This window comes from Venatoribacter cucullus, assembly GCF_016132445.1.
GTDB lineage: Bacteria > Pseudomonadota > Gammaproteobacteria > Pseudomonadales > Oceanobacteraceae > Venatoribacter > Venatoribacter cucullus.
Genome location: NZ_CP046056.1, coordinates 2,350,579 through 2,376,056, shown reverse-complemented (window position 1 = coordinate 2,376,056; position 25,478 = coordinate 2,350,579). Strand labels below are relative to the sequence as shown.

28 protein-coding genes are annotated in these 25,478 nt (G+C 58.1%); 12 read left to right on the top strand and 16 right to left on the bottom strand.

Annotated elements, in window-relative coordinates; translation table 11 throughout:
* Window positions 1–679: 679 nt before the first annotated feature.
* From yjgA to GJQ55_RS11230, 12 genes are all read right to left on the bottom strand, one after another.
* Window positions 680–1,192, bottom strand: a complete 513-nt coding sequence (gene yjgA / locus GJQ55_RS11285) for a ribosome biogenesis factor YjgA (protein ID WP_228345066.1) — start codon at window positions 1,190–1,192, stop codon at window positions 680–682.
* 14 nt (window positions 1,193–1,206) lie between these two features.
* A complete protein-coding gene (gene mgtE, locus GJQ55_RS11280) occupies window positions 1,207–2,562 on the bottom strand; it encodes a magnesium transporter (protein WP_228345065.1) in 1,356 nt (451 codons plus the stop codon).
* A 150-nt stretch (window positions 2,563–2,712) separates the two neighbouring features.
* Window positions 2,713–2,985 carry an HPr family phosphocarrier protein gene (locus tag GJQ55_RS11275; RefSeq protein WP_338149180.1) on the bottom strand — a complete coding sequence of 91 codons (273 nt, stop codon included), beginning with the start codon at window positions 2,983–2,985 and terminating at the stop codon, window positions 2,713–2,715.
* Window positions 2,986–2,992: 7 nt separating this feature from the next.
* Complete coding sequence (gene rapZ / locus GJQ55_RS11270) at window positions 2,993–3,853, bottom strand: RNase adapter RapZ (RefSeq protein WP_228345064.1); 861 nt, start codon at window positions 3,851–3,853, stop codon at window positions 2,993–2,995.
* Between the two features lie 18 nt (window positions 3,854–3,871).
* Window positions 3,872–4,333, bottom strand: coding sequence for a PTS sugar transporter subunit IIA (locus GJQ55_RS11265; RefSeq protein ID WP_228345063.1), 462 nt, complete (start codon window positions 4,331–4,333; stop codon window positions 3,872–3,874).
* A gap of 3 nt (window positions 4,334–4,336) precedes the next feature.
* Entirely contained in the window at window positions 4,337–4,639 is a 303-nt protein-coding gene (hpf, locus tag GJQ55_RS11260; protein ID WP_228345062.1) for a ribosome hibernation-promoting factor, HPF/YfiA family, read from the bottom strand.
* A 42-nt stretch (window positions 4,640–4,681) separates the two neighbouring features.
* Window positions 4,682–6,175 carry an RNA polymerase factor sigma-54 gene (locus GJQ55_RS11255; protein WP_228345061.1) on the bottom strand — a complete coding sequence of 498 codons (1,494 nt, stop codon included), beginning with the start codon at window positions 6,173–6,175 and terminating at the stop codon, window positions 4,682–4,684.
* Between the two features lie 94 nt (window positions 6,176–6,269).
* Window positions 6,270–6,995: an LPS export ABC transporter ATP-binding protein gene (gene lptB / locus GJQ55_RS11250; RefSeq protein WP_228345060.1), complete on the bottom strand. Its 726-nt coding sequence runs from the start codon at window positions 6,993–6,995 to the stop codon at window positions 6,270–6,272.
* Complete coding sequence (gene lptA, locus GJQ55_RS11245) at window positions 6,992–7,567, bottom strand: lipopolysaccharide transport periplasmic protein LptA (protein ID WP_228345059.1); 576 nt, start codon at window positions 7,565–7,567, stop codon at window positions 6,992–6,994. Before lptA ends, lptB begins: the two co-directional genes overlap by 4 nt.
* Window positions 7,545–8,117, bottom strand: coding sequence for an LPS export ABC transporter periplasmic protein LptC (gene lptC, locus GJQ55_RS11240; protein WP_228345058.1), 573 nt, complete (start codon window positions 8,115–8,117; stop codon window positions 7,545–7,547). The genes lptA and lptC overlap by 23 nt, the downstream gene beginning before the upstream one ends.
* The gene (locus tag GJQ55_RS11235; protein ID WP_228345057.1) at window positions 8,117–9,091 is read right to left on the bottom strand and encodes a KpsF/GutQ family sugar-phosphate isomerase; all 975 of its coding nucleotides are present in this window, start codon (window positions 9,089–9,091) and stop codon (window positions 8,117–8,119) included. Before GJQ55_RS11235 ends, lptC begins: the two co-directional genes overlap by 1 nt.
* Window positions 9,091–10,050, bottom strand: a complete 960-nt coding sequence (locus tag GJQ55_RS11230; protein WP_228345056.1) for a calcium/sodium antiporter — start codon at window positions 10,048–10,050, stop codon at window positions 9,091–9,093. Before GJQ55_RS11230 ends, GJQ55_RS11235 begins: the two co-directional genes overlap by 1 nt.
* 200 nt (window positions 10,051–10,250) lie before the next feature.
* On the opposite strand from GJQ55_RS11230, the gene GJQ55_RS11225 reads away from it, so the two are divergent.
* Genes GJQ55_RS11225 through hisC form a run of 9 tightly spaced genes read left to right on the top strand, consistent with a single transcriptional unit; the run spans window position 10,251 to window position 17,277 of the window.
* Window positions 10,251–11,063, top strand: a complete 813-nt coding sequence (locus GJQ55_RS11225; RefSeq protein ID WP_228345055.1) for an ATP-binding cassette domain-containing protein — start codon at window positions 10,251–10,253, stop codon at window positions 11,061–11,063.
* Window positions 11,063–11,845: a lipid asymmetry maintenance ABC transporter permease subunit MlaE gene (mlaE, locus tag GJQ55_RS11220; RefSeq protein WP_228345054.1), complete on the top strand. Its 783-nt coding sequence runs from the start codon at window positions 11,063–11,065 to the stop codon at window positions 11,843–11,845. Before GJQ55_RS11225 ends, mlaE begins: the two co-directional genes overlap by 1 nt.
* Window positions 11,846–11,847: 2 nt before the next feature.
* Window positions 11,848–12,306, top strand: coding sequence for an outer membrane lipid asymmetry maintenance protein MlaD (mlaD, locus tag GJQ55_RS11215; protein ID WP_228345053.1), 459 nt, complete (start codon window positions 11,848–11,850; stop codon window positions 12,304–12,306).
* A 12-nt stretch (window positions 12,307–12,318) separates the two neighbouring features.
* The gene (locus GJQ55_RS11210) at window positions 12,319–12,648 is read left to right on the top strand and encodes an STAS domain-containing protein (RefSeq protein WP_228345052.1); all 330 of its coding nucleotides are present in this window, start codon (window positions 12,319–12,321) and stop codon (window positions 12,646–12,648) included.
* A 47-nt stretch (window positions 12,649–12,695) separates the two neighbouring features.
* Window positions 12,696–12,929, top strand: a complete 234-nt coding sequence (locus tag GJQ55_RS11205; RefSeq protein WP_228345051.1) for a BolA family protein — start codon at window positions 12,696–12,698, stop codon at window positions 12,927–12,929.
* Window positions 12,930–12,940: 11 nt separating this feature from the next.
* Window positions 12,941–14,206 (top strand): UDP-N-acetylglucosamine 1-carboxyvinyltransferase, encoded by a 1,266-nt coding sequence (murA, locus tag GJQ55_RS11200; protein ID WP_228345050.1) that lies wholly within the window; start codon window positions 12,941–12,943, stop codon window positions 14,204–14,206.
* A 27-nt stretch (window positions 14,207–14,233) separates the two neighbouring features.
* Window positions 14,234–14,884 (top strand): ATP phosphoribosyltransferase, encoded by a 651-nt coding sequence (gene hisG / locus GJQ55_RS11195; protein WP_228345049.1) that lies wholly within the window; start codon window positions 14,234–14,236, stop codon window positions 14,882–14,884.
* A gap of 18 nt (window positions 14,885–14,902) precedes the next feature.
* Window positions 14,903–16,207 carry a histidinol dehydrogenase gene (gene hisD / locus GJQ55_RS11190; RefSeq protein ID WP_228345048.1) on the top strand — a complete coding sequence of 435 codons (1,305 nt, stop codon included), beginning with the start codon at window positions 14,903–14,905 and terminating at the stop codon, window positions 16,205–16,207.
* Window positions 16,208–16,212: 5 nt separating this feature from the next.
* Complete coding sequence (hisC, locus tag GJQ55_RS11185) at window positions 16,213–17,277, top strand: histidinol-phosphate transaminase (protein ID WP_228345047.1); 1,065 nt, start codon at window positions 16,213–16,215, stop codon at window positions 17,275–17,277.
* Window positions 17,278–17,486: 209 nt separating this feature from the next.
* On the opposite strand, the gene GJQ55_RS11180 is transcribed toward hisC, so the two are convergent.
* Complete coding sequence (locus GJQ55_RS11180; RefSeq protein WP_228345046.1) at window positions 17,487–18,656, bottom strand: trypsin-like peptidase domain-containing protein; 1,170 nt, start codon at window positions 18,654–18,656, stop codon at window positions 17,487–17,489.
* A gap of 89 nt (window positions 18,657–18,745) precedes the next feature.
* On the opposite strand from GJQ55_RS11180, the gene GJQ55_RS11175 reads away from it, so the two are divergent.
* Entirely contained in the window at window positions 18,746–19,504 is a 759-nt protein-coding gene (locus tag GJQ55_RS11175; RefSeq protein ID WP_228345045.1) for a Nif3-like dinuclear metal center hexameric protein, read from the top strand.
* Here the strand turns inward: GJQ55_RS11175 and GJQ55_RS11170 are convergent.
* Entirely contained in the window at window positions 19,501–20,847 is a 1,347-nt protein-coding gene (locus tag GJQ55_RS11170; protein ID WP_228345044.1) for a Na+/H+ antiporter NhaC family protein, read from the bottom strand. The two genes, GJQ55_RS11175 and GJQ55_RS11170, sit on opposite strands and share 4 nt — an antisense overlap.
* 203 nt (window positions 20,848–21,050) lie before the next feature.
* On the opposite strand from GJQ55_RS11170, the gene GJQ55_RS11165 reads away from it, so the two are divergent.
* Window positions 21,051–23,210, top strand: a complete 2,160-nt coding sequence (locus GJQ55_RS11165) for a methyl-accepting chemotaxis protein (protein WP_228345043.1) — start codon at window positions 21,051–21,053, stop codon at window positions 23,208–23,210.
* Window positions 23,211–23,382: 172 nt separating this feature from the next.
* The gene (locus GJQ55_RS11160; RefSeq protein WP_228345042.1) at window positions 23,383–23,628 is read left to right on the top strand and encodes a hypothetical protein; all 246 of its coding nucleotides are present in this window, start codon (window positions 23,383–23,385) and stop codon (window positions 23,626–23,628) included.
* Between the two features lie 292 nt (window positions 23,629–23,920).
* Here GJQ55_RS11160 and GJQ55_RS11155 read toward each other — a convergent pair whose 3' ends face one another.
* Together GJQ55_RS11155 and GJQ55_RS11150 are read right to left on the bottom strand one after the other, a co-directional pair.
* Window positions 23,921–24,640 carry an OmpA/MotB family protein gene (locus GJQ55_RS11155; protein ID WP_228345041.1) on the bottom strand — a complete coding sequence of 240 codons (720 nt, stop codon included), beginning with the start codon at window positions 24,638–24,640 and terminating at the stop codon, window positions 23,921–23,923.
* The gene (locus GJQ55_RS11150) at window positions 24,637–25,464 is read right to left on the bottom strand and encodes a motility protein A (protein ID WP_228345040.1); all 828 of its coding nucleotides are present in this window, start codon (window positions 25,462–25,464) and stop codon (window positions 24,637–24,639) included. Before GJQ55_RS11150 ends, GJQ55_RS11155 begins: the two co-directional genes overlap by 4 nt.
* Window positions 25,465–25,478: the final 14 nt, after the last annotated feature.

The window sequence follows — 25,478 nt, the reverse complement described above, 5'->3', positions numbered from 1 at the left end:
CTCCGCCCCCGCGCCCCGATTGCGAGGAACTTATCCTCGCGCTCCAGCTTTGCGCTGTATAGCACGTATTTCCTCATTCACCGTCATTGCCGACGGCCACGGATCGTAAGGCGCGTCGTGCGCCACGATCCTCGCCCGGTCCATCCGGGCGGGCCTGTCAACGACGGTTCATTTCGGCGTGCTATAGGCGCGATTCAAACCGTAGCGGCTACGCCGTCAATGTTTTTGTGCGCTTCGCTCAAAACAAAAAATATCCGGCCGCAGGCCGCCAAAATTCTCTCAAATTTCTACGGTTTTTCCCGGCCCATTCGTTCCAGCCCGAAGTTTGGCAAAGCCAATAGCATCGTTTGGATGACTCCAAACGAGCGGGTAGGGGCATGGACAATTTTGTTGGAACAAAATTGAACAGCCGAAGGCTGGCCCGCAGGGCGAAAGGCAGGATGCCTGAAGTCTCCCCCTTGGCCGCGTATGCGTCATTGGCTTTGGTAAACGAGGAACCAGCTGGAACGCGGGCCAGAGGGGTTGGCAAGGGGATACCTCCCCTTGCAATACCAGCGGCCGAAGGCCGCAAAAAGCCGTCACGCAGTGACGGCCAGGGGCGGAGCCCCGCATAAGCTGCCACGCAGTGGCGGCTAAACCAGCCCGGCAGGGCTGGCAACCACCATGAAGGCAGAAGGCGTCAGCCTTCCATCTGCTCACGAATAAACTGAAACAGTTTCTTATAGTTGGTGCCGGGCTTGGGCGGCTCTGAATTCATTTCTTTCTGCGCATTGCGCACCAGATTGCGCAGCTGCTGGCGGTCAACCGCCGGAAACTCTTCAATAAAGGCATTCAGGCCAGCGTCATCACTGACCAGCCGGTTGCGCCACATCTCTTGTTGCTTGATGCGGCGACCGTAGGCTTCGCTGGACGGATCCAGCAGTTCCAGTCCGGCCAGAATGGCGTCCACGTCTTCATCGCGCATGATTTTGCCAATGAATTGCAGGTGCCGGCGTTTGGCTTCGTTCTGGCTCAGGCGGTTATTTTCCACCAGGGCGTTGTAGAGGTTTTCGCTGATCGGCAGGTCGCGCCATTTCTTCGGATTCAGGTCAGCCAGTTTTTTGCCCAGCTGCTGATGGCGGTGCGCTTCACGTTTCAGTTCGGATTTGCTGATGAAATCTTCATCATCATCCTGGTAGTCGGTATGTTTCATAAGGTTGAATTCAGTCAGAGGACAATAAGGGTGGCTAATCCCAGGAAGGACATAAAGCCGACAACATCACTGATGGTGGTCAGCGCCACGCTGCCTGCCAGGGCCGGGTCAATGCCCTTGGCTTTCATCAGAATCGGCAGCACAGCGCCGGCCAGCATAGCAAAGGTAATGTTGATCACAATGGCCAGGGCAATCACCAGTGAAATATAGGGGTCACCAAACCATAAAAAGGTGATCAGTGAGATGACCAGTGCCAGTAAGGTGCCGTTGATGCCGGCAATCAATACTTCCCGGCGCAGCAGCCAGTTGATATTGGCGTTGCTGATATGGCCGAGCGCCTGACCACGGATAACCAGCGTCAGTACCTGGCTGCCGGCAATACCGCCCATACTGGCAACAATGGGCATCAGTACGGCCAGCGCCACAATCTGTTCAATCGTATCTTTGAACAGGCCAATCACGGTGGCGGCGGTAAAGGCCGTCAGCAGGTTGATAAACAGCCAGACCAGCCGGCGGCGGCTGGATTTCAGCGCTGGCGCGAAGGTATCTTCTTCGTCATCCAGACCGGCCATGCTGAGCAGGGAATGGTCGCCTTCATCACGGATAACGTCGACCACGTCATCGATGGTGATACGGCCGACCAGCTTGCCGCTGGCATCAATCACCGGGGCGGACACCAGATCGTGACGTTCAAAGACCTTGGCAACCTCACTTTCGTGCTGGGTGGCCTGAATAACCCGGGAGTCCGTGGTCATCACTTCGCGCACGGTTTGCTGCGGATCGCTGACCAGCAGTTTGCTGACCGGCAGAATGCCAATGAATTCATTCTGGCGGTTAACCACGGCCAGGTTGTCGGTCATCGGCGGCAGGGTTTTGTGCCGGCGCAGATAACGTAAAACAACATCCAGGGTGATATCCGGGCGCACCGTAATGGTGTCGGTGTTCATCAGACCGCCGGCGCTGTCTTCCGGATAGCCCATAATGGCTTCCAGACGCGCGCGGTCCTGATCATCCATGGACTCCAGAATTTCCTGGGTCACGCGCTCCGGCAGCTGTTGCAGCATGTCGGCGACGTCGTCGGTGTCCATGTCGGCGGTGAGGTCGGCAACCTCTTCGGCGCTCATATCACTGAGGAAGTGGCTTTGCAGCTCTTCGCTCAGGTGCTGGATTACCTCACCTTCGAGATCTTTGTCGACCAGCTCCCACAGCAATTTACGGGCTTTCGGGGGCGATGATTCGATCAGGTGAGCAACGTCAACCGGGGCCAGACCGGAATTCAGGATGCGTTTGACCTGAGTCAGCGCGCCGCTTTCGAGGGCGGCGTTCAGACTGTGCAGTTTTGCTTTGGCTTTTTCGCTGTGTTGCGCCATTGCTCAGGTCCGGAAATTAAGGGGCAGTGGTTCGGATTTTAGCGGTAACGGCCGTCCGGCACCACGAAAGAACCTGAAGAATCTGGTTCAGTGGGTTGTTTTTTATGGCATCAGGCCAACTTTGTCGCCCTACTGGCGTTCATCAGAGGGTTATTCGTCTTCGTCGAAACGGCGGGCAAACAGATCGGTCAGGGCGGCGAGGGCTGCATCGGCGTCATCACCGCTGATTTCCACCTGCAAGGTGGTGCCCTGACTGGCCGCCAGCATCATCACCGACATGATGTTTTTGCCATCGGCCATCTGGCTGCTGCTGCCTAAACGGATGCTGCTGGCAAACTGGCTGGCGGTGCCGGCCAGTTTGGCGGCGGCACGGGCGTGCAGGCCACGCTTGTTGATAATGAGCAGTTCCGTGCGAATCATCATGGCTTCCTCAGTGCACGCCGTTCAGTTCACGGTGGCGAACCTGCACCTGTGGATATTGCTGGCTGAACAGCGCGCCCAGCTGCTCGGCCAGATAGACCGAGCGATGCTGGCCGCCGGTGCAGCCGATGGCGATGGTCAGGTAACTGCGGTTGGCTTCAATAAAACTGGGCAGCCAGCGGGTAATAAACGAGGTGATGTCACTTTCCATGGCCAGCACCTGGGGTTCATTCTGCAGAAAACCGATGATTTCCTGGTCGCGGCCGGTGAAGCGGCGTAACGCCGGGTCCCAGTAGGGGTTGGGCAGGTTGCGCACATCGAATACATAATCGGCATCAATCGGGACGCCGTGTTTGAAACCAAAAGACTCAAACAGAATGGCAATGTCGCTGCCGGATTTTCCCGCGACCCGCAGTTTAATCTGGCTGCGCAGCTCGTGTACCGACATGCTGGTGGTATCCAGTGTCAGGTCGGCCAGGTCGGCAATCGGGTGCAGCAGCTGTTTTTCCTGCCGGATGGCTTCGGCCAGAGATACGTCCGGGCCGGTGAGCGGGTGTTTGCGCCGGGTGGCGCTGAAGCGCTGCAGCAGCACTTCTTCGCTGGCATCCAGATACACCACATCGAGCTGGTATTCCTCACTGGGCAATTCGTGCAGGACATCGTCGATGCGGTCGAAAGCATGGGGCAGGTTGCGGGCATCAATGCTTACCGCCACCCGTGACAGTTTTTCTTCCCCTTCCGTCTGATGCACCAGTGCCGGCAGCAAGGCCACCGGCAGGTTGTCAATGCAATAGAAACCGAGGTCTTCCAACACGTGCAGGGCGCTGGATTTTCCTGAGCCGGAACGGCCGCTGATAATGACCAGACGCATATTGCTCCTTATGCCTGCTCAGGCTTCCGTGTGCAGTGCCCGTTGGTACAGGCGGCCGGCATCCGGTGCGTTACGCAACGCTTCCCGGTAGTCTGGCTCGGTGAAATTACGCGCCAGCATGGCCAGCACCTGCAGGTGCTCGTCGTTGGCTTCTTCCGGTACGAACAGGGCAAACACCAGGTCGACCGGCCGCCGGTCAACGGCGTCATAGTCAATGGCTTCGCTCAGGCGCAGCAGTACGCCAAAAGGATGCTGACACTGTGGCAGGCGGCAATGGGGAATGGCAATGCCCTCCCCGATGCCGGTGCTGCCCAGCCGTTCACGGCCCAGTAAGCGCTCGTAAATATCGTCGGCGGAACTGTCCGGTGTCAGGTCGGCGACAAAACCGGCCAGATATTCCAGTAACTTTTTCTTACTGGAAACCGGGGCGTCAAATAACGTACGTTCCGGGGTCAGAATATCCCCGATGCTGATGGCCATGGCTCAGTTGTGACCGTGCTGACGGTCCACCAGTTTTTCTTTGTGTTTTAACACCTGGCGGTCGAGTTTGTCGGTCATCTGGTCGATGGCGGCGTACATATCGTCATGTTCAGCGCTGGCGTGCAGGTCGGCACCGGCAACGTGGATGGTGGCTTCCGCAGTCATGCGTTCTTTCACTACGGTCAGGGTCACCTGGCCGTTGGTGATGTTGTCGAAATGACGGCTCAGGCGTGACATTTTTTCTTCCACATAGCTTTGCAGCGCTTCGGTAATTTCGATGTGGTGGCCGCTGAGGTTGATTTTCATATCCAGACTCCTTGGTTTTTATGCTGGTAAGTTAAAACAGTTTTAAATCAGTTGTTTGCGTTCGTTCGACGGCGGAATAAGCATGGCTTCACGGTACTTGGCAACGGTACGGCGTGCAACCTGAATCCCCTTGTCGGCCAGCAAGGCAGCCAGTTTGCTGTCACTTAATGGTTTGCGGGCATTTTCATCGGCAATCAGTTTTTTGATCATGGCACGGATGGCGGTGGAGGAACATTCGCCACCGCTGTCGGTACTGACGTGGCTGGAGAAAAAGTATTTCAGCTCGAAAATACCGCGCGGGGTGTGCATGTATTTTTGCGTGGTGACCCGCGAAATGGTTGATTCGTGCATGCCCACCGCTTCGGCAATATCGTGCAGTACCAGCGGTTTCATGGCTTCTTCACCCTGCTCGAAAAAGTCGATCTGGTATTCGACAATTTTGGTCGCCACTTTCAGCAGGGTTTCGTTGCGGCTTTGCAGGCTTTTGATAAACCAGCGCGCTTCCTGCAGGTTGTCGCGCAGAAAGGCGTTATCGGTGCTGTTGTCGGAGCGGCGGATAAGGGCGGCGTAATCGGCGTTGACGCGCAGCTTGGGGGCAATGTCGGGGTTCAGTTCCACCCGCCATTCGTCGCGGATATTACGCACGATCACATCGGGAATAACGTATTCGGCCTGTTCGGAACTGATCCCGGAGCCGGGCTTGGGGTTCAGCTCTTTGATTAACCGCAGCACGGCTTTCAGATCATCTTCGCGCAGTTTGGTTTTGCGCATCAGGGTCGGGTAGTCGCGGTTGCCCAGCAGCTCAATATGTTCGCTGATCACCAGCCGGGTTTCCGCCAGCCAGGGGGTGTCGGCCGGCATCTGGTGCAGTTGCAGCAGCAGGCATTCGCGCAGGTCGCGGCCAAATACCCCGGCCGGGTCAAATTGTTGCAGGCGGTGCAGCACGGCCATCACTTCGTCTTCTTCGACGTTCAGCTCCGGGTCCATGCTTTCCAGCACATCCTCAACCGTGGTGTGCAGGTAGCCGTCATCATCGACGCCGTCGATCAGCATCAGGGCGATATCGCGGTCGGTATCGGACATCGGGGTCAGGTTCAGCTGCCACAGCAGGTGGTCCTGCAGGCTGTCGGTGCTGGCGTGACGGGCGTCGTAGTCAAAGTCGTCGTCGATGGCGCCGCTGTTGCCGGAGGCCACGCCGGCGGTGGTCTGGTAGGTATCTTCCCACTGGCTGTCGACCGGCAGGTCATCCGGAATCTGTTCCTGTGACCATTGTTCGTCCAGTTCCGGGGTGTCAGCGCCATCGTCATGGTCGTGGCTGCTGACTTCGGTGCTGATGTCGGCGGTCGCCGGCAAGGATAAATCGTTGAGGCCGTCGTGTTCGTTTTCTTCCACTTCCAGCATGGGGTTGGAATCAAGCGCTTCCTGAATTTCCTGTTGCAGATCGAGGGTCGACAATTGCAGCAGGCGGATGGCTTGCTGTAATTGCGGGGTCATCGTGAGTTGCTGACCCATCTTTAACTGCAGGGAGGCTTTCATAGGGCTTCAGTATTCACTCAAAACGGCATTAATGTTGCATTATACGCCAAGGGCCCGGTCTGGCTATCCTTGACAAACCACGTCAGTTACTGGCTCACAGGCGGAAATCTTCTCCGAGATACTGTTTACGCACCTGTTCGTTGGCCAATACCTGCTCAGCGGTACCTTCGGCAATAATATGGCCGCCGCCGACGATATAGGCTTTTTCACAGATGGCCAGTGTTTCCCGCACATTGTGGTCAGTAATCAGTACGCCGATGCCGCGCGCTTTCAGCTGGCGGATAATATCCATGATGTCGGCAACGGAGATGGGGTCAACCCCGGCGAAAGGCTCATCGAGCAGAATAAAGGAGGGTTCGGCCGCCAGCGCGCGGGCAATTTCCACCCGCCGCCGTTCGCCACCGGACAGCGCCATGCCTTTGCTGTCACGGATATGCTGAATATGAAACTCATCCAGCAGGCTTTCCAGCTTGGCCTGTTTACCGGCTTTATCGAGGTCTTTGCGGGTTTCCAGAATGGCCATAATGTTATCGGCCACGCTCAGCTTGCGGAAAATAGAGGCTTCCTGCGGCAGGTAACCAATGCCTTTTTTGGCTCGTCCGTGCATGGGCAGGTGGCTAATGTCTTCATCGTCGATGCGCACACGGCCGTTATCCGCCTGCACCAGATTCACAATCATATAGAAACAGGTGGTTTTGCCGGCACCATTGGGGCCGAGCAGGCCGACAATCTGGCCGCTGTTCACCGACATGGAGACGTCTTTAACGATCTGGCGGTTGCCGTAGCTTTTTGCCAGCGATTCGGCGTGCAGGGTTTTCATGGCTGGGTCTCCGCCGGAACCGGTGCATCCGGAACGGTTACTGCCGGAGCGGGCGCTGTGGCCGGCTCAGCGGTTTTGGGCTGGAAGATCACTTTGATCCGGGCCGGTTTTTCCCCAGCGTCGGCTGGCTGGCCAGCGGAGATGACTTCGGTGTTCATATCGTAGCGGATACGCTCACCGGTAATTTCGTTGCTGTCCTGCCGCAGTACGGCATTGCCGATCAGGATGGCTTCCTGATTGGCGGCCAGATAGTCGATGCGTTGCGCGTGCGCATGGGTCAGCGGTGAGCCGGGGTTGATCTGCTGCTGATAACGGGCCGGCTGGCCTTCGGCGGTGGCTTTTTCCATCCGGCCTTCGGTGCTGACCACTGTCAGGCGGTCAGACTCAATACGCAGGGTGCCCTGCGTCAGGAGGACATCGCCCTGATAGATCACGACTCCGGCCTGACGGTCAATTTCGGCGCGGTCGGAAACAATCACCACTTCCTGGTTGAAGTCTTCCGGCAGTGCGGACGCCAGCGCCGGCAGCAGCAGGGCAGCGGCACAGAGTTTATTCAGATGCTTGCGGCACATAACGGGTGTTTACCTGATGATGAAGTTGCAGGGTGCGGTCAGCGACATTGAGGGTCATGCCGGTGGCTTCGGTCAGCGTGGCCGGATGACGGATCACCACCGGTGCATCGGTGGTGGCGGTCTGCTGCCCGGCATGGTAGTTCAGCCAGTCGGTATGGATGGTAATCGGGTCGTCAGCGGGCGTGTTGATGGAGCGGATTTCCACCTGCTCACGCAGGGTCAGACGCTCGTCCTGGTCCAGTGCTTCGCCGGTCAGGGCATCAATCTGCCACATTTTGCCGTCTTCAGCCGTGGTGATAATGCGCGGCCGGGTAAAGTGCGACACGGCAGACAGCGGAAAATGCTGCAGGGTGGCGGCGCGGAAGCTCTGCTCCAGCTGACCGGCCGCGTTGTACTGGCGCTGATACAGTTGGTCACCGTAATAGTCGGCCTCTTCATTTCCACTGACCACCGGGGTGGCTGTTACCGGCATTTCTTTTACCCGGTCGAGGTTCAGCAGGCCAATGCCGGCCAGCAGCGCCAGTGCCAGGACAACGTATTGCTTCCGCATCAGAGCACGCCCGCCCGCAGCAGATCGTGCATGGTCAGGACGCCGGCCGCCTGGTCGCCGTCTTTGACGACCAGGGCGTTGATCTTGTTGTCTTCCATAATTTTCAGGGCTTCAGCGGCCAGGGTGCCGGGACGGGTGGCTTTGCCACCGCGGGTCATCACATCGGCCATGGTGGCGGTGTGAATATCAACCCCCTGATCAATAGCCCGGCGCAGGTCGCCGTCGGTAAAAATACCCAGCAGCTGACCATCCTGTTGCACGGTGGTCATGCCCAGACCTTTGGAGGTTACCACCAACAGTGCCTGCGACAGTGTGGCTTCCGGCCCCACCACGGGAATGCCGGCACCAGTGTGCATAATGTCATCCACTTTCAGCAGCAGGCGCCGGCCCAGCGAACCGCCCGGATGGGAAAAGGCAAAGTCTTCGGCGGTAAAGCCGCGTGCTTCCAGTAAGGCTACGGCCAGTGCATCGCCCATCACCAGTGCACAGGTGGTGGAGGAGGTGGGAGCCAGATTAAGCGGGCAGGCTTCCTGTTCCACGCCGGTATCCAGGTGGGCGTCGGCCGCTTTTGCCAGGGTGGAAGCGGGGTTGCCGGTCATGCTGATCAGCGCCGTGCCCATGCGTTTCAGCAAGGGTAACAGGCTGGTCACTTCGCCGGTTTCGCCGGAGTTGGACAGGGCAATCACCACGTCGGTGGGCTGGATCATGCCCATATCGCCGTGGCTGGCTTCGCCCGGGTGCACAAAAAAAGCCGGGGTGCCGGTGCTGGCGAGGGTGGCCGCCAGTTTGCTGCCGATATGACCGGATTTGCCCATGCCGGTGACGACCACCCGGCCCTGGCACTGCAGGATCAGGCGGCAGGCGGTGTTGAAGGTACCGCTCAGGCGCTGTAACAGTTGGCCAACCGCCTGTTGTTCCAGCGTAATGGTGCGGCGGGCGGATTGTTCAAAATTAAAGTTCAGATCGGTGCTCATCAGCTTGCTTCAATAAACAGGTACAGAAGATAGGCGGTAAAACCCCCGGTTAATAACAGACCGGAAAAACGCCCCATGGTGCCCTTGCGGTAATTCACCACAAACAAAGCCAGCAGCATCAGGGTCATCACCATCATAACGGCATAGTCGCGGTACAGTGCCATGCTTTCTACCTGGGTGACGGCCAGCAGACCCGGCACCGGCATTACGGTGAGCATATTGAAAATGTTGGAGCCGATGACGTTACCGATGGCGATATCGTGGTGGCCTTTCAGGGCGCTGGCGACCGAAGCGGCCAGCTCCGGCAGGCTGGTGCCGATGGCCACGATGGTTAAACCAATCACCAGTTCGCTGACGCCATAGAAGGTGGCCACGCTGACCGCGCCATCGACCAGCATGCGTGAGCTGACCAGCAATGCTGCCAGCCCCAGCACCATCAGCAGCAGGGCTTTGCGCATCGGGGTGTTTTCAATTTCGGCGGCTTCGTCTTCATCGACAATGGGTTCACCGGATTCGCTGGAATTCAGGAACATCAGATACAGAGCAAAGCCCATGGCGGCGAACAGGATCAGGGCATCGGTTAAATTCAGTTCCAGGTCCATCAGCACCAGACCACCGATAATGCTGACCAGCACCAGCAGTGGCAGTTCTTTTTTCAATAATTTTTTCTGCAGCGGAATCGGACTGATCAGGGCCGTGATGCCCAGCACCAGGCCAATATTGGTAATGTTGGAACCCAGGGCATTACCCACGGCCAGGTTACCGGCACCATCGAGGGCGGCCATGATGGAAACAAAGACTTCCGGTGCCGAGGTACCCATGGCAACGATGGTCAGGCCGACCAGCAGCGGCGACATACCCAGATGGCGGGCGGTGGCGGCGGCACCAATAACAAATTTATCCGCACTCCAGACCAGAATAATCAGGCCGGCGATAATCAGAGCAACTGCAGTCAGCATGAGGATGGGTATCCACAGAAAAAGATCAGCCGGCATTGTACCGGAGGGATGGCTGCACGCAATGTACAGAAGAATTGTCTCGTTCCGGTGCAACGCAGCGTTTTACTAGTGGCCGCAACCAGCGGCGGCTGTCGTTTGGTTCTGTATCGGGCATCCGTTATGCTACCGGCAACGTTTTGACGGCGACCGGGAGTGTCGGCATGTCCTTGCCAGAGTCCTATGTCTCGATCCGCGGGCTGAGTTTCAGCCGTGGCGAGAGAATGATCTTTAACGATTTGTCGGTGGATTTTCCGCGCGGCAAAGTCACCGCCATTATGGGCCCTAGCGGCACCGGTAAAACCACGCTGCTGCGCCTGATCGGCGGCCAGCTGTTGCCCGATGCCGGAGAGCTGGTGGTGGCCGGGGAAAATGTTCCGCAATTATCCCGCACCGGTTTGCTGGAAATGCGCCGGGAGAAAATGGGCATGCTGTTCCAGACCGGGGCGTTGTTTACCGATCTCAGCGTGTTTGACAACGTCGCCTTCCCATTGCGCATTCATACCAAACTGCCGGAATCCATGATCCGCGATCTGGTGTTAATGAAGCTGGAAGCGGTGGGCTTGCGGGGTGCGCGTAAGATGATGCCGGCAGAGTTATCCGGCGGTATGGCCCGGCGGGTGGCGCTGGCGCGTTCCATCGCCATGGACCCGGAACTGATTATGTACGATGAGCCCTTTACCGGCCTTGATCCGGTATCCATGGGCATGATCGTCAAGTTAATCCGCGGCCTCAACGAAGCCCTGGGCTTAACCAGCTTATTGGTGTCGCACGATGTGGAAGAATCCTGTGCCATTGCCGACTATCTGTGCGTGATTTCCGGCGGCAAGGTGATCGGGTTTGGCACGCCACAGGAGCTGCTGGATTCTGACAATGCCGAAGTGCGGCAGTTTTTACGCGGCGAGCCCGACGGCCCGATGCCTTTCCATTATCCGGCGGATGATTACCGTCAGGAACTGCTGAACGGAGTGAGCTGATGCTGCAACAACTACAGAATATCGGTAAGCGTGGTGTGCTGGCGATGGAGTCCATCGGCCGGGCCACGCTGCTGTTGTGGCATTCCGTTTTCTGGGGTGGCCCGGGCAGTGCCGGTTTTGCCGACCTGCTGAAACAGATTTACGCCGTCGGCATCCGCTCGCTCATTATTATTGTGGTGGCCGGCTTTTTCGTCGGCATGGTGCTGGGCTTGCAGGGCTACAACATTCTGGTCGATTTTGGTTCCGCTGCGGCGCTGGGCACCATGGTGTCGCTGACCCTGCTGCGCGAACTGGGGCCGGTGGTTACCGCCTTGTTGTTTGCCGGCCGTGCCGGTTCGGCGCTGACCGCGGAAATCGGCCTGATGAAAGCCACCGAGCAGTTATCCGCCATGGAGATGATGGGGGTTGATCCGCTCAAACGGGTAATTACCCCGCGCCTGTGGGCCGGCATTATTTCCATGCCCATTCTGGCGTTACTGTTTTCGACCGTGGGCATCTGGGGCGGCGCGTTTGTCGCCATCGATATGCTCGGCATCGACGACGGTGCCTACTGGGGCAATATGCAGTCGGCGGTGGAGTTTTATGATGACGTGATCAAGGGCGTGATCAAGTCCATCGTGTTTGGCATCGTCGTGACCTGGATTGCGGTGTACCAGGGCTACGATTCGGTGCCGACTTCGGAAGGTATTGGTAAGGCCACCACCCAGACGGTGGTGATTTCCTCCCTGGCGGTGCTGGGGCTCGATTTTGTTCTGACGGCCGTGATGCTGGGAGGCGTCTGATTATGCGTATGCGTTTTATTGAACTGAGTGTGGGCGCCTTTATGGTGCTGGGCATTATTGCGTTGGTGCTGATGGCGTTCCGGGTCAGTGGTCTGTCGTTGCAGGATAACGGCGACACCTACACGGTGAAGGCCCGCTTTGAGAATCTGGGTGGTCTGACCGAACGCGCCAAGGTGTCGATGGCTGGCGTGACCATCGGCCGGGTCAGCAAAATTTATCTGGACCACGAGTGGTATGCCGCGGTGGTGGAGATGGAGATCAACAAATCCATGAGCACCATTTCCGTGGACAGCTCGGCTGCAATTCTGACCGCCGGTTTGCTGGGTGAGAAGTACATCGGTATCAGCGTTGGCGCCGAAGATGAGAATCTGAAGCACGGTGACTGGATCGAAGACACCCAGTCGGCCATTGTGCTGGAAGAGCTGATCGGCCGTTTCCTGTTCAGCAAAGCCGAAGAGTAACGGGAGAAGCCTATGGTTGTTCAGCCTCAACCGGCGTCCCTGCAGTCTGCTGGTGCCAGCCGGGCGCAGCTCAGCGGTGACCTTACCCACAAGACCGTGGTCGACGTGCTGCCGCAGGGGCTGGCGCTGCTGCAACAGGCCGGCGACGAATGGACCGTCAATCTGCAGCAGGTGGGCCAGGTATCCAGTGCCGGGGTTGCCCTGCTGCTGGAGTGGCTGCGTGCGGCCACGGCCCTGAATAAAGCCCTGTACATTGAATGTCTGCCGGAACACATGGAACCCATTATCCGTATCAGTGATCTGGAACCGGTATTCGGGCCTTTGCTTCGCCCGGCGGCATAATTCCGCTATGATGTCGCGCTTTTCCGGCTAGCAATGGTGAAACAGTTATGACTCCGGCGGAAATTCTGCAAATTCTGCAAACTGAAGCGCCCGATGTGCAATGGCATGTTGATGGCGATGGTTACCAATATCAGGTCGAGGCGGTCGGCACGGTGTTCGACGGTCTGAACGCTGTTAAACGTCAGCAGTTCGTGTATCGCATCCTGAATCCTTACATTGCCGATGGCCGCCTGCATGCGATCACCATCCGCACTTTCACTCCGGCCGAACAGGCCCAATAAAAAGAACGATTATGGAAAAACTGCGTATTGAGGGTGGCAACCGTCTGGACGGTGACGTCCGGATTTCCGGTGCCAAAAACTCGGCCCTGCCGATTCTGGCGGCCACTTTACTGGCTCATGGCGTGATGCGGGTGGGCAACCTGCCGCATCTGCACGACATCACCACCATGCTGGAGCTGCTCGGCTGCATGGGCGTGGCCGTGGCCATTAATGAAGATATGTCGGTCGAGACCGACTGTGCCGGCGTGAACAGCCATATTGCCCCCTATGATCTGGTGCGCACCATGCGGGCGTCCATTCTGGTGCTGGGGCCGCTGCTGGGCCGTTATGGTAAAGCAGAAGTTTCGCTGCCGGGTGGCTGTGCCATCGGTTCGCGGCCGGTCGATCTGCACCTGCGCGGGATGGAAGCCATGGGCGCGGAAGTGGAAGTGCTGGACGGCTACATCAAGGCCCATGTGCCCGGTGGTCGTTTGCATGGCGCCAATATTTTCCTCGATACCGTGACCGTAACCGGTACCGAAAACATCATGATGGCGGCGGTACTGGCCGATGGCATTGTGACCATTGAAAACGCCGCCCGGGAACCGGAAGTGGTGGATCTGGCCAACTGCCTGAACGCCATGGGCGCCAAGATTTCCGGCGCTGGTACCGACACTCTGGTGATCGAAGGCGTGGAAAAACTCTATGGCTGCTCGTTCGATGTACTGCCCGACCGTATTGAAACCGGTACTTACCTGATCGCCGCCGCCGTTACCGGTGGCCGCGTGCGCACCAAAGATACCGACCCGCTGATTATGGAAGCGGTGCTGCACAAGCTGGAAGAAGCCGGTGCCGAAATTACCACCGGCCCAGACTGGATTGAGCTGAACATGCACGGTCGTCGTCCGAAAGCGGTGAATGTCCGTACCGCGCCGCACCCGGCGTTCCCGACCGATATGCAGGCCCAGTTTATGGTGCTCAATGCCGTGGCCGAAGGCACCGGCACCGTGATTGAAACGGTGTTTGAAAACCGCTTTATGCACGCTCAGGAACTGGTGCGTCTGGGTGCCGATATTCATGTGGAAGGTAATACCGCCATTGTTACCGGGCGGGAAAAACTGCGCGGTGCCCCGGTGATGGCGACCGACCTGCGGGCCTCGGCCTCGCTGGTGCTGGCGGCGCTGGTGGCCGAGGGCGTGACCGAAGTAAACCGCATTTACCACATAGACCGTGGCTATGAATGCATTGAAGAAAAATTTCAGCAACTGGGCGCGAATATCCGTAGGATTTCTGCCTGAGACATTATTGAAGAGGATCGGCAGCGCATGACTCAGCCGTTAACCATTGCCCTGTCCAAGGGCCGCATTCTGGATGACACCTTACCCCTGCTGGCGGAAGCCGGCATTCATCCGGCCGAAGATATTCATAAGAGTCGCAAGCTGATTTTCGATACCAACCACGAGCACATCAAGCTGGTGGTGATCCGTGCCACCGACGTACCCACCTATGTGGAATACGGCGCGGCCGATCTGGGCGTGGCGGGTAAAGATGTGCTGATGGAATACGGCAGCGATAACCTGTGCGAACCGCTGGATCTGGATATTGCCCGCTGCCGCTTAATGACTGCTGCATTGAAGGATTTTGTGATGCCGCAGGGGCGCTTAAAAGTGGCGACCAAATTCGTCAATGTGGCGAAGCGTTATTTTGCCGAGCAGGGCCGTCAGGTCGATATTATTAAGCTCTACGGCGGTATGGAACTGGCGCCCATTATGGGGCTGGCCGATATGATCGTGGACATTGTCGACACCGGCAATACCTTAAAAGCCAACGGTCTGGAAGCACGGGATTTAATTGCCCCGATCAGCTCGCGGCTGGTCGCCGGCCGGGCGGCGATGAAAGTGAAACACGCGCAGATTCAGCCGATTATTGATCAGATGGCCGCGGCGGTAGAACGCCAGCGCAATGCCCGCGCTTAATGTCTGCAGGAGTGATGTATGAGTATTGAAATCCGTCGTTTCAGCTCCGCTCAGAACGATTTTGCGGAACAGATGAATAACCTGCTGGCATGGGAAGCGGTTTCCGATGCCGGTGTGCAAAAAACCGTTACCGATATTATTGATGCGATCCGTACCCGTGGTGATGACGCGCTGATCGAATACACCAATCAATTCGACCGTATGGCCGTGGCGTCCATGGCGCAGCTGGAATTAACCCAGCAGCAATTACAGCAGGCGCTGGATACCCTGCCACCGGCGCAACGTGATGCCTTGCTGGCTGCCGCCGAACGGGTGCGTGCCTACCACGAAAAACAAAAGCAGGATTCCTGGAGCTACACCGAAGCGGACGGCACCTTGCTGGGCCAGAAAGTGACGCCGATGGACCGCGTGGGCATTTATGTGCCCGGTGGCAAAGCGGCGTATCCGTCGTCGGTACTGATGAATGCAATCCCGGCCCATGTCGCCGGCGTGCCGGAAATTATTATGGTGGTACCAACGCCGGGTGGTGAACTGAACCAGCTGGTGCTGGCGGCGGCGGCGGCGGCCGGCGTCAGCCGCGTCTTTACCGTGGGGGGTGCCCAGGCGGTGGCGGCGCTGGCGTACGGTACCGCAACCGTGCCGCAGGTCGATAAAATCGTTGGCCCGGGAAATATTTATGTGGCGACCGCCAAGCGCGCGGTTTTTGGCCAGGTCGGTATCGACATGATTGCCGGCCCGTCGGAAATTCTGGTGGTGTGCGACGGCAAAACCGACCCGGATTGGATCGCTATGGATTTATTTTCCCAGGCCGAGCACGACGAAGATGCGCAATCCATTCTGGTGAGCACCGACGCGGCGTTTCTGGATGCGGTAAAGGCCTCAGTCGATAAACTGCTGCCGACCATGGAGCGTCAGGAAATTATCCGTACTTCGCTGATCAACCGTGGCGCTTTTATTCACGCCCAGAGCGATGCCGATGCCATTGCCATTATTAACCGCATTGCACCGGAGCACCTGGAATTATCGGTCGAAAATCCGCAAGCCTGGCTGCCGCAGATTCGCCATGCCGGGGCGATTTTTATGGGGCGTTATACCGCTGAAGCATTGGGCGATTATTGCGCCGGGCCGAACCACGTATTGCCGACTTCCGGCACGGCGCGTTTTTCGTCACCGCTGGGCGTGTACGATTTCCAGAAGCGCTCATCATTAATTATGTGCTCGGCGGATGGCGCGTCTGAGATGGGTAAAATAGCTTCGGTACTGGCGCGCGGTGAATTTTTAACCGCCCACGCCCGTTCGGCGGAATACCGGATTAAGGACTGATTGCCATGAGCCAGTTCTGGAGCCCGTTCGTTAAAGACCTGGTGCCCTATGTGCCGGGTGAACAGCCGAAAATGACGCGGCTGGTGAAGCTGAATACCAACGAAAATCCCTATGGCCCATCGCCCCAAGCCATTGCGGCGATGCAGGCCGAGGTTAACGACGATCTGCGTTTGTACCCCGACCCGAATGGCGACCGCCTGAAACAAGCGGTGGCCCGGTATTACGGTGTAGAGGCCAATCAGGTGTTTGTCGGTAACGGTTCTGACGAAGTGCTGGCGCATGCCTTCCATGCTTTGTTCCAGCACGGCAAGCCGCTGTTGTTTCCGGATATTACCTACAGCTTTTATCCGGTGTATTGCGGCCTGTACGGCATTGAACCGAAACCGATTCCGCTGGATGAAAATTTCCAGATTAATATCGCCGATTATTTCCGTGCTAATGCCGGTGAAAACGGCGGCATTATTTTCCCCAACCCCAATGCGCCCACCGGCTGCCTGTTGCCATTAGCCGCGGTTGAACAACTGCTTAAGCAAAACACCGATACTGTGGTGCTGGTGGACGAAGCTTATGTGGATTTTGGTGGTGAGTCGGCCATAGCGCTGGTGAATCAATACCCGAATTTACTGGTCACGCAGACGTTGTCGAAATCCCGTTCACTGGCCGGTTTGCGCGTCGGCATTGCGGTAGGGCACCCGGATTTAATCGAAGCGTTAGAGCGTATTAAAAACAGCTTTAACTCCTATCCGCTCGATCGCATGGCCATTGCCGGTGCGGCTGCGGCCTTCGATGACCGCGAGTATTTTAACGATACCTGTGCTCGTGTTATTAACAGCCGTGAGGCGGTGGTGGCGGGTTTGGAACAGCTGGGTTTTGACGTGCTGCCATCAGCGGCAAATTTTGTCTTTGCCCGTCATGCCGATAAAGATGCCGCGCAACTGGCGCAGGCATTACGGGAGCAGGGCATTATCGTGCGGCATTTTAAAACGCCACGCATTGCCCAGTTTCTGCGCATTACCATCGGCACCGACGAGCAGAACCAGATTCTGCTGGATGCATTGAAGGCGCTGTAAATTCACAGCGCAGGCGATAAAAAAACGGGCCAATGACTGGCCCGTTTTTTATATGGTTCTGAACAATATTGCTTGCCCAGAAGATTTCTTCGCAACTCGCCGTGAATCCTTCCATGGAGGCTCATGTGCGCCTTCCATGGCGCACAAGGTTGCTGCAGAAATCTTCCGAGCAGCATCTGAACGATCATCACCGATCGTGTCAGCCAGATTTAATCCGCCGCCACGGTTTTACGCTGGCCGGCTACGGCGCTGACCTGACGCTGCTGGCCAGCGTGTAAAAATTCAATCTGAACATTATCGCCCGGGCGTACTGCGGCAATCTGATTCATGGCGCGGCGGGCGCTGTCGGCACTTTGTTGGTTAATCCGCACAATAATATCGCCGATATTCAGGCCGGCTTTGTCGGCCGGGCCATCCGGATAAATACCGGTTACGATCAGGCCGGTCAGGGCGCGTGGTAAATCCAGTGCTTCCAACAGGGCCGGGGTAGACTCCTGTACTTCCAGTCCCAGCCAGCCGCGAATGGCGCTGCCATGTTCGGCAATATCCTGCATTGTGCGGTTGGCCAGCGCCGCCGGAATGGCAAAACCAATGCCCTGGCTGCCACCGGATTTGGAGAAAATCGCGGTATTAATCCCCACCAGTTCACCCATGGCATTAATTAACGCGCCGCCGGAATTACCGGGGTTAATGGCAGCGTCGGTCTGAATGTAATCTTCGTAAGTATTCAGGCCCAGTTGGTTGCGGCCGGTGGCGGATACAATGCCCAGCGTCACGGTCTGGCCGACGCCAAAGGGGTTGCCGATGGCCAGCACCACATCGCCAATGCGCAGATCACCACTAGCCAGCTGAATCACTGGTAAATCGTCCAGCTGAATCTGCAATAAGGCCAGGTCGGATTCCGGGTCGGTGCCTACCACACGGGCGTTGGCTTCGCGGCCATCGCGCAGCGCCACCACAATTTCATCGGCGCCGTGAATCACATGGTTATTGGTCAGCACATAACCCTCGGCGGCCATAATCACGCCGGAGCCGAGGCTGGACTGAATGCGTTGATCGGGTTCCGGATTGCGGCCGAAAAAGCGCTGGAATAACGGGTCATCAAAAATCGGATGCCGCTCCCGGCGCACCAGGGTGCGGGTGTAAATATTTACCACCGCTGGCGCGGCTTTTTCCACCGCATCGGCATAGCTGACCGGGCCGGCCATCGCTGCCGCCATGGTGGCAGGTGAGGTGATGGATTCCCCGCTAACCGGATCCGTCAGCGGCTGTGGTGCTGTCACCCAGTGCGGTGCCCACAGCAAAATAGCCAGCGCAGCAATGCAGCCGATCAGGGCCGGAATAACCAAAGACTGCAGTAACGAACTCAGCGGACGCATTTGCCGGAAAACCCCCATCACCATAAACTGCCCAATAAAACGGCATAGTACCAGAACCGCCGCTAACCGACCCCACAGAGAACACCACTATGATCGAGCGCCGCACCCTGCTGAAGCATCTGGATACCATTCTGCAAACCGCTAAGTTCCGCGACTATTGCCCCAATGGTCTGCAGGTGGAAGGGCATGAACATATTGGCCATATCGTGACCGGCGTTACCGCCAGTCAGGCGCTGGTGGATGCCGCCATTGAACGGGGGGCTGACACCATTCTGGTACACCATGGTTATTTCTGGAAAGGCGAAGACGAGCGCGTTACCGGTATTAAACGCGAACGTCTGAAAGCCTTGCTGGCCAACGACATTAACCTGATCGCCTACCATCTGCCCCTCGACAGTCATCCGGTGTATGGCAATAACGTACAGCTGGCCGATGTGCTGAATCTGCAGATTGATGGGCCGTTAAGTGAAGAAGACTCAACCATGCCCGGTTTAATCGGCCGTTTGCCGCAGCCGATGACGGCGCGCGAATTCAGTGAGTTGCTGGGCGAGGCGCTGCAGCGCCAGCCGCTGCACATTGGTGAAGAAACCGATGTAATCGAAACCATCGGCTGGTGTACCGGTGCCGCTCAGGGGTATTTGCAGGCGGCGGTGAACGCCGGGGTCGATGCCTTTTTAACCGGCGAAATCAACGAGCCGGCGGTGCATTTAGCGCGTGAAACCGGCACCCATTTTTTCAGCGCCGGCCATCACGCCACCGAGCGCTATGGCGTGAAGGCGCTGGGAGAATATCTGCAGCAGGAATTTGACCTGCTGGTGGAATTTATCGACGTCGATAACCCGGTTTAAACCACTGGCGGGGTGGCGGTAGCCGTACGGGTGGCTGGCGTTTTGGGCCAGTTAAACAGCACCGATACCACCACCATTAATCCCAGTAACCAGCAGTACACCACCGTGCCCACCAGTTGCAGCGGTGACAGCCCGGCAATTGAGGCTGCCAGCAGCATCTGCGCACCGTAGGGCAGAATGCCCTGCACCACACAAGACACCGAGTCCATCAGGCTGGCACTGCGGCTGGGGGCAACGCCGTAACGACCGGCAATGTCTTTGGCCAGTGCGCCACTGAGCAGAATCGCCACGGTATTGTTGGCGGTGCAGAGGTTGGACAGCGCCACCGCCAGGCTGATGCTGAACTCGCCGGCGCGCCGGTGTGCTTGTGGGTTATTCGTGCTGCGGCTGAGGCGGTCAATCTGTCCGGCTAGCCAGGCCAGCCCGCCACCGGCCTGCATCATGGCCGCCAGCCCGCCGATCAGCAGCGACAGCATAAAAATTTCCTGCATGCTGTCGTAACCGGCATAAATATCCTGCGCCCAGCGCGCCACCGAATACTCAGGCTGCAGCCACAGCCCGCTGACGCCGGCCAGAAGAATGCCGCACAGCAGTACCACAATCACATTCAGCCCGCTCAGGGCCAGAATCAGAACGGTTAAATACGGCAGAATCAGCCACAGGTTGCTATCACCCGGAGCTTCAATGTGGGTGCTGCTGCCTTGCCAGTACAGCCACAGTAACGTCAGCAGGGCGGCAGGCAGGGCCAGCCGGAAATTAAGCCGGAACTTATCCATCATCGAGCAGCCCTGGGTGCGGGTCGCGGCAATGGTGGTGTCGGAAATTACCGATAAATTATCGCCGAACATCGCCCCGCCCATCACCGTGCCGACCGTCAGCAGCAGCGGCAGATCGGTGGCGCCGGCCAGCCCGGCGGCAATGGGGGTTACGGCGGCGATGGTGCCCATGGACGTGCCCATGGCGGTGGCCATAAAGGCCGTCATCACAAACAGGCCGGGCAGAATCAGCGCCGGCGGAATCAGGCTCAGGCCCAGATTCACCGTGGCATCGACGCCACCGATGGCCTTGGCGGTGCTGGCAAAACCACCGGCCAGCAGAAAGATCAGCAGCATGGTCACCAGGGTGGGTTCGGCGCAGCCGCGCACAAAGGTTTCAACCCGCGCATTAATACTGCCGCGCGCCAGCAGCAAAGCCAGCACGATGGCCGGCAAAATCGCGACCGGCGCCGGGATTTTATAAAAGGCAAAGTCAGCACCAGCGGCCTGAAAGTACAGGCCACTGCCAATAAAGGTGGCCAGAAATAACAACATCGGCAGCAAGGCCGGGGCAGAGGGTCGGGGCATAAGGCTACTCCCTGAGTAAAAGGCCGTTATTGTAAGGATTCGGCACCCTCTTAATACTGTTTTTTGGTTATGTGCTTATGCCTGCCCGGTTATTGTCGACTCTGTCGGCCGGGGTTCTCCGGCAGCTCATGCCTTTGTATTAGACTCTTCACGTGGCCTGACTTTTCTGTCAGCAGGCCGTTGTGATTGCTGCGGAGAGTGCTATGTCTGAGTTGTACCGCCCGATGAATCTGTCTGCCGCTGAGCAGCACTGGCTGCCCTGGGCTGGCCCGAATAATAAGTGGCGGCTGGGCTGGTCGTGCTGGCTGAACCGCAATCTGTATCCGGTGGTGGAAGAGATTTTTACCGGTGTCGCCGCTACCCGGGTGCGTTTGCTGCAGCAATGGACGGATAACCACTGGCAGCAACTGCAGGAACTCAGCCGTCAGCTCAGTGGTGCCGATGCCCGCCAGTGGCCGGAATTGCTGCAGCGCCGCCACCAGCAGCTGCGCGACAGTTCTGAATTACTGGTACTGGACGCCCGGGGTTCCGTGCTGGTGTCTACCGCAAGCGGCCGCAGCGGCAAAACCCACGCCACTGAGACGCTGCAGCGGGCCTTAGCGCGTGGCTTGCAGCAGCCCTTTTTGCATGGCCCGTACCGCGACCCGGTGACCCTGCAGCTGGGGCCATCGGTGTCCTCTTTTCACGATGCCGTAACGCTGATGTTTTATCAGCCCTGGCAAAGTGACGATGGCCGCCAGCTGTGCCTGTGTGCGCGCATTCCCAATGATGTGATTGGTGATCTGATTCAGCGCGAAGCCGGCCATGTGTATCCGGAATCCGGCGATAACTATTTGTTTATGGTGCAGTCGTCCTTTGACCCCGACATTCAGCCGGGCACGGCGCTGTCGCGTTCGCGCTTTGAAGACAGCACCTTCAGTCATGGTGAAAACCTGAAACAGGGCATACACACGCGCTGGGGCACGGTGCGGGTAAAAGAGCATACCGAACTGGAGCTGCGCTTTACCGACCCGGCCACCGGCGAGCTGCACCCGGGCGTACGCGAAACCATTGCCCATGGCAGCAACCTGTTTGTGCGCTACCCCGGGTATTCCGATTACCGCCATATTCCGGTGATCGGCAAAGGGGTGACCTTTCAGCTGCCTGGCTCGCCCGACCGCTGGGGCATGATGTGTGAAGGCGATCTGGAAGAGGTGTACCGGCGCCGCTCGGTCAGTGTTGGCCTGATCAAAACCTATCTGCTGACGGTGCTGGGGTTGCTGGGAACCACCACCTTGCTGCAACATTTTTCGCCCTTTGGTTTATGGCCGACGCTGGCCCTCAACAGCCTGCTGTTGCTGGCTTCGGTCTGGGTGTTTGCCAGTACCGGGCCGCGTCTGGTGGCACAGCGGTTGCGCACCACCACCCGGCTGATCCGTACTCTGGCGGAAGGTGAGGGCAACCTGCAGCAACGACTGGATACCGGCCAACTGGCGCGCGATGAAACCGGTGGCATGGGGCGCTGGATCAACAGTTTTCTCGACAGCCTCGATGGCATTATGGGGCAGGTAAAAACCACCACCGCGCTGGTGCAGGAGCGCAACGAACAAATGCTCAGCCGTACCGGACAGGCACATCACACCAGTGAGGAAGTCCGTACCGTGATCGGCAAAATGCTGGGGCTGGTGGAGCAACAGCTGAGCGATATTCAGGAAGCCTCGGCCACCGCTCAGGTTATGAAAAACGCCATGGATGAGGTGGTGCAGGATGCCCGCCAGCGCTTTGAAGAAGCGCAGGCCGGTACGCTCAGTATCCGTACCGTGGTCGACACCACCGCGCAACGGGTACAGAGCCTCGACAGCCGCATGCGCGCCATTGGTGACATCGTCGCGATGATTACTGACATCACCAGTCAGACCAACCTGCTGGCCCTGAATGCCGCCATTGAAGCGGCCCGGGCCGGTGACGCCGGGCGTGGTTTTGCCGTGGTGGCCGGTGAAGTGCGGTCACTGGCCAGCCGCACCGCCGAGGCCGCATCGGATATTCAGCAAACCGTGGCCGGCCTGCAGGACGAAACCCGGGCTGCCGTCGAGTTTATGGAAACCGGCGTGCAGGAAGTGGACCAGCGCCTGCGCGCGGCAGAAGCGGCCGGCAGCGATAATGCCGGGTTGCAGCAGGCAGTGCAGCGGATGTTTGACCTGATGAATCATCTCAGTGAGCACAGCCATTTCTACGGCGTCTCAATCCGTCAGGTCGAAGCGGCAGGAGCCGAGCTGGCAATGGTGATGGAGGAGTTGCAGGCCAGTGCCGGCAGTGTGCGGCATGCCAGCCAGAGTTTGCAGCAGCTGGTGGGGCGGTTTCGCGTATCGGCGGATACACCCTAGTTGTTTGCCAGCCCTGCCGGGCTGGTTGGCTGCCACTGCGTGGCAGCTATTGCGGCCTTCGGCCGCTGGTATTGCAAGGGGAGGTATCCCCTTGCGAACCCCTCTGGCCCGCGTTCCAGCTGATCCTGGCTAAAAAAATCCGGTTAAGCCAACGGATCGTAAGGCACGTCCTGTGCCACGATCCTTGCCCGGAATCATCCGGGCATGGCTACCGTATTTTTTTATCTGCGGGCTGGAACGAATGGGCCGGGAAAACCGCAGTAACCTGAATAGATTTTTGCGGCCTGTGGCCGGATATTTTCTTTTGGTTTTTGGTTTTTGGTTTTTGGTTTTTGGTTTTTGGTTTTTGGTTTTCGCGCAGAGCGCGCTCAATAAAACCATGCCGGCATTGCCGCTGCGGTTTGAATCGCGCCTATAGCACGCCGAAATGAAGCGTTATTGACAGGCCCGCCCGGATGGACCGGGCGAGGATCGTGGCGCACGACGCGCCTTACGATCCGTGACCGTCGGCAATGACGGTGAATGAGGATATACGTGCTATACAGCGCAAAAGCAGGGGCGTGGGGATAAGATCCCCACATCCGGGGCGCGGGGGCGGAGCCCCGCATCAGGCCGCCAACGGCGGCCTGCCCAGTGGCCAAAGGCAGCAAACCAGCCTAAAGGGCTGGCATAAGATGACGGCTAAGCCAGTGGCCGCAGGCTACAAAGAATCAGGGCTGGCTTTCCAGCGTCAGTTCTACCCGGCGGTTCTGGGCGCGGCTCTTGTCGCTGTCGTTGGCGGTTAGCGGCCGCGTATCGGCATAGCCTTCGGCGCGCAGGCGCGCCGGATCAACCCCACTTTCTATTAAATAGCGGATCACGCTACCGGCGCGGGCGGCCGACAGTTCCCAGTTTGAAGGAAAACGGGAGGTATTAATCGGCAGGTTATCGGTGTGGCCGGCTACGGCCACGGTGTGCGGGGATGCCTGCAGAATTGGAATTAACGGATCCAGCGCCCGGTAACCGCTGTCTTCCAGTTCGGCGCCCGCCGAGGCGAACAGGATTTCGCTGCTGATGCGGAAGCTGACTTTGCCTTCTTCGTAGACCACTTCCACGTCATCACTCAGGCCACTGAGCAGGCTCTGGTCTACCAGTGGCGTGGTGGTGGGCGTACTGACCTGCGGGCCGGGTTCCGGTTGCCCCAGGGCGATGGCGGCCGGGCCGCTGTCGTGCAGCAACAGTCCTTCACTTTGATTATCGGCACCGCTGTCATCACCCGGACCATCGCCCGGGCCTTTGCCATCGCTGAGGGCGAGCATTACCACAAACATCACCAGCAGCAGGGTGATGGTATCCAGATAGGTAATCAGCCAGCTGTCTTCTTCGCCACTGTCGGTCAGGGGAATGCCGAGCTGGGCCTGGCGCTTACGGGGCGCTTCTGCGTCGCTCATGAATTGCCCTGTTGCCGGGTCGGACGTGGGCGGTGTGGCCGGGCCGGAACGTGATCAGAACGCAGTTCGTCTTCATAGTTGGCCACGAAGGTACGCAGGGTTTCGCGCATTAAGGCGGGGCTGCTTTTACTGAACATCATGCTGATACCCTGGGTGACCATGTGCATCAGAATCAGGCGCTGTTCGGTACGGCGTTCCAGCTTTACGGCCACGGGTTTGAAAATAAGGTTGGCGAGCAGAATGCCGTAAAAAGTGGTGATCAGCGCCACCGCCAGTTGCTGACCGATGCTGGCCATATTGCCATCACCCAGGTGCTGCATCATGTTGATTAAGCCGACCAGGGTGCCAATCATGCCGAAGGCGGGGGCAAAGCTGCTCATCACCCGGAACAGTTGCGCTTCGGCGTGTTCGTGGGCCTGCAGGCGGGTAATGCGCCAGTTCATAAAATCCAGAATGTCCTGTTCCGGCGTCATGTCGATCATCAGTTGCACGCCAGTGCGCAGAAAGGGGTTATGCACCCGTTCCAGCTCGCGTTCTACCGCGGCCAGATTACCGTTCATCCACAGACGTGAGATGCGCACCAGTTCTTCAATATCGTCATTGGAGTAGAGTTTTTCGTTGCGCAGAATAATGCCGAACAGGCGGAAAATACGCAGTACTTCACTGAGCGGGTAGCTGATAAAGGTGGCCGCCAGGGTGCCGAACAATACGATGCCGAGGCCGGGCAGATTGACGTACAGCATCGGGTCGGAGGCGGAAAAAAACAGCACGCTGGCCAGTAAGACCAGCGCGCCCAGCATGCCGATAAGCGTTGAGGGGTTCATGAGGTTTCCGTGAA

Bases quoted from the DNA above. Each gene is read 5' to 3' on its own strand.
- yjgA (WP_228345066.1), bottom strand. From the start codon at position 1,192: ATGAAACATACCGACTACCAGGATGATGATGAAGATTTCATCAGCAAA.
- lptB (WP_228345060.1), bottom strand. From the start codon at position 6,995: ATGAAAACCCTGCACGCCGAATCGCTGGCAAAAAGCTACGGCAACCGC.
- GJQ55_RS11230 (WP_228345056.1), bottom strand. From the start codon at position 10,050: ATGCTGACTGCAGTTGCTCTGATTATCGCCGGCCTGATTATTCTGGTC.
- rapZ (WP_228345064.1), bottom strand. From the start codon at position 3,853: ATGCGTCTGGTCATTATCAGCGGCCGTTCCGGCTCAGGAAAATCCAGC.
- GJQ55_RS11205 (WP_228345051.1), top strand. From the start codon at position 12,696: ATGACTCCGGCGGAAATTCTGCAAATTCTGCAAACTGAAGCGCCCGAT.
- GJQ55_RS11170 (WP_228345044.1), bottom strand. From the start codon at position 20,847: ATGCCCCGACCCTCTGCCCCGGCCTTGCTGCCGATGTTGTTATTTCTG.
- GJQ55_RS11225 (WP_228345055.1), top strand. From the start codon at position 10,251: ATGTCCTTGCCAGAGTCCTATGTCTCGATCCGCGGGCTGAGTTTCAGC.
- GJQ55_RS11155 (WP_228345041.1), bottom strand. From the start codon at position 24,640: ATGAGCGACGCAGAAGCGCCCCGTAAGCGCCAGGCCCAGCTCGGCATT.
- GJQ55_RS11180 (WP_228345046.1), bottom strand. From the start codon at position 18,656: ATGCGTCCGCTGAGTTCGTTACTGCAGTCTTTGGTTATTCCGGCCCTG.
- GJQ55_RS11210 (WP_228345052.1), top strand. From the start codon at position 12,319: ATGGTTGTTCAGCCTCAACCGGCGTCCCTGCAGTCTGCTGGTGCCAGC.
- GJQ55_RS11175 (WP_228345045.1), top strand. From the start codon at position 18,746: ATGATCGAGCGCCGCACCCTGCTGAAGCATCTGGATACCATTCTGCAA.
- GJQ55_RS11265 (WP_228345063.1), bottom strand. From the start codon at position 4,333: ATGGCCATCAGCATCGGGGATATTCTGACCCCGGAACGTACGTTATTT.
- lptC (WP_228345058.1), bottom strand. From the start codon at position 8,117: ATGCGGAAGCAATACGTTGTCCTGGCACTGGCGCTGCTGGCCGGCATT.
- GJQ55_RS11165 (WP_228345043.1), top strand. From the start codon at position 21,051: ATGTCTGAGTTGTACCGCCCGATGAATCTGTCTGCCGCTGAGCAGCAC.
- hisD (WP_228345048.1), top strand. From the start codon at position 14,903: ATGAGTATTGAAATCCGTCGTTTCAGCTCCGCTCAGAACGATTTTGCG.
- hpf (WP_228345062.1), bottom strand. From the start codon at position 4,639: ATGAAAATCAACCTCAGCGGCCACCACATCGAAATTACCGAAGCGCTG.
- GJQ55_RS11235 (WP_228345057.1), bottom strand. From the start codon at position 9,091: ATGAGCACCGATCTGAACTTTAATTTTGAACAATCCGCCCGCCGCACC.
- mgtE (WP_228345065.1), bottom strand. From the start codon at position 2,562: ATGGCGCAACACAGCGAAAAAGCCAAAGCAAAACTGCACAGTCTGAAC.
- mlaD (WP_228345053.1), top strand. From the start codon at position 11,848: ATGCGTATGCGTTTTATTGAACTGAGTGTGGGCGCCTTTATGGTGCTG.
- GJQ55_RS11150 (WP_228345040.1), bottom strand. From the start codon at position 25,464: ATGAACCCCTCAACGCTTATCGGCATGCTGGGCGCGCTGGTCTTACTG.
- mlaE (WP_228345054.1), top strand. From the start codon at position 11,063: ATGCTGCAACAACTACAGAATATCGGTAAGCGTGGTGTGCTGGCGATG.
- GJQ55_RS11275 (WP_338149180.1), bottom strand. From the start codon at position 2,985: ATGATGATTCGCACGGAACTGCTCATTATCAACAAGCGTGGCCTGCAC.
- hisG (WP_228345049.1), top strand. From the start codon at position 14,234: ATGACTCAGCCGTTAACCATTGCCCTGTCCAAGGGCCGCATTCTGGAT.
- lptA (WP_228345059.1), bottom strand. From the start codon at position 7,567: ATGTGCCGCAAGCATCTGAATAAACTCTGTGCCGCTGCCCTGCTGCTG.
- murA (WP_228345050.1), top strand. From the start codon at position 12,941: ATGGAAAAACTGCGTATTGAGGGTGGCAACCGTCTGGACGGTGACGTC.
- GJQ55_RS11255 (WP_228345061.1), bottom strand. From the start codon at position 6,175: ATGAAAGCCTCCCTGCAGTTAAAGATGGGTCAGCAACTCACGATGACC.
- hisC (WP_228345047.1), top strand. From the start codon at position 16,213: ATGAGCCAGTTCTGGAGCCCGTTCGTTAAAGACCTGGTGCCCTATGTG.